This window comes from Bacillus mobilis, assembly GCF_001884045.1.
GTDB classification, from domain to species: Bacteria; Bacillota; Bacilli; order Bacillales; family Bacillaceae_G; genus Bacillus_A; species Bacillus_A mobilis.
This window is the reverse complement of sequence record NZ_MACF01000049.1, coordinates 1-1799: the sequence shown is the minus strand read 5'-3', so window position 1 is coordinate 1799 and position 1799 is coordinate 1. Positions and strand designations below refer to the sequence as shown.

The 1799-nt window shown below is 30.6% G+C and carries 3 protein-coding genes and 1 pseudogene; all 4 read left to right on the top strand.

The genetic code is table 11. The features are described 5' to 3' along the window. Positions 1 to 198: 198 nt before the first annotated feature. Positions 199 to 471, top strand: coding sequence for a hypothetical protein (locus BAQ44_RS08330; protein ID WP_000675279.1), 273 nt, complete (start codon positions 199 to 201; stop codon positions 469 to 471). Between the two features lie 18 nt (positions 472 to 489). After that, on the top strand, positions 490 to 714 hold the full coding sequence (locus tag BAQ44_RS08325; RefSeq protein WP_001100171.1) for a hypothetical protein: 225 nt from the start codon (positions 490 to 492) through the stop codon (positions 712 to 714). A gap of 260 nt (positions 715 to 974) precedes the next feature. Beyond that, entirely contained in the window at positions 975 to 1259 is a 285-nt protein-coding gene (locus tag BAQ44_RS08320) for a hypothetical protein (RefSeq protein ID WP_000633806.1), read from the top strand. Between the two features lie 67 nt (positions 1260 to 1326). Then, a pseudogene (locus tag BAQ44_RS08315) lies at positions 1327 to 1577 on the top strand (hypothetical protein). The last annotated feature ends 222 nt before the right edge of the window (positions 1578 to 1799 follow it).

Sequence of the window (1799 nt, the reverse complement as noted above, 5' to 3'; positions counted from 1 at the left end):
GAAAGGGCTTCTTTGAGCCGATTAGTGTATATATAGCTTATTTTGCTATACACATTTTTAATCGACTTAAAGAAGCCCTTTTTGTGTTGTCTTTAAGTTAGGAAATACATGTATTAGACCATTTAGGCTAAACGAATAATAAAAGTGATTAAAGCACAATTTTAAGGTGCTTTTTTCTATTTCAAGGGGGAAGTACAAATGAAATTTTATAAGGTTAGTTATGGAGAAGAACTTGCTATAAAAATTATTGCAGCCAATAGTCCATATGAGGCAGTAGGGTTTTATTTAATGGAAGCGCAGAGTGATTATGGAGAAGTGGAGTACGTTAATATTAATCGATTAGGTTTGCGTGAGCGAGTAAAGGTAGATTATGGGCATATAGCAATCTATGACACAGTAGAAGAAATTTATCATCGTCAAAAGATTGTAGATTTACCATGTGTTATAGCAAATTTACTACCAAAAATTTAATAAAGTAGGTGTATATATATGAATGTTGAAAAAGAATTAAAAGAGATTTTACATTGTAAACAACTTATGAGGGATATGTTCTCTTTGTCAATTGAGAGAATTGAATATTTAGGTAAAGGGACAGTTTATATGTATTTTGCAGTAGTTTCAGAGTATGAACTGAATGTTTTCTATCGTATAGATAAAGATCTTGATACATTCAGGCTTGAAAAAGGCTCCTGGGTCTATGCAATTACACTGTAAAAAAGCAAATTTAAAGAATCTCAAATATTAAAAGCGGTAAGAAATTATAACCAAATCCAGGGCTTTATCATATCCTACTTTTGTTAAGAATTTCTGAACTCTCCGTTTTTAAGAACAATTTATAAAAGAGACATAGTACAGTAGTTATAGAATGGAATGCAACTATAGAAAATATGGGATTTATATATAAGTAAGGTACTTGTTGCAATGCTAAAAGCACAAGGAATTAGAAAATGTAAACCTGAGAGGAGCACTACAATATGATTACAGTTAACCGAGGATATATGTATGATCCAGATGATAATGAGGTCATAATTACCGAAATTTATTATGAAGCTGCTACAGATACTAAATTAGGAAGTAAAATGAATAGCTTATCTTATTCAGCCATTCCTAATGAGATTAAAGAAAAAATAGAAGCAGCTGCTTCATTATCCTATATGGAAAGCATTGAGATGCCTCAGCCATTAGCTGTCGTATATCAAAATGAAATTAGCATGTATGGAAAACCAGAAAAATTATACTTTGAGTTAACTAGTATATAAGAGGGAAAAAGACATTGGACGTATTTGTTCAATGTCTTTTTTATTAATTTATAGAGGAGAATATAAAATGAATAATGTAACTGAAATAGAAACAAGTCTTTGGACAATTTGTGTAGGGGATATTTTTAGTAATGGTCGTATGCCGTACCATCTAAAAGTTGTAAAAATTGAAGTAGAAGATATGATGAAACCAGACGATGCGAAGATATATAGTATACCTGTTCACCCTAAAATCATAGAAGACGTATGAAAATAATGGATGTATCAGAACATATTTCTTATCGAGCTTGGTATTATAATGAATTTTGGAGCAAATAATATACTATGGATGAAAGAGTGATACGGTTGTTTCACTCTTTTTTACTTGCATTAAAAATAAAGATAGTTTAATATACAGATATATTTATTGTTTAATTGATTCCGTTTATTCCCACACCTTTTTTTGTGTTGTGGTTGAGTTGTAGAAGCAAGTTGCGTCTTGTTTCATTTATGAAAGGGCTTCTTTGAGCCGATTAGTGTATATATAGCTTATTTTGCTAT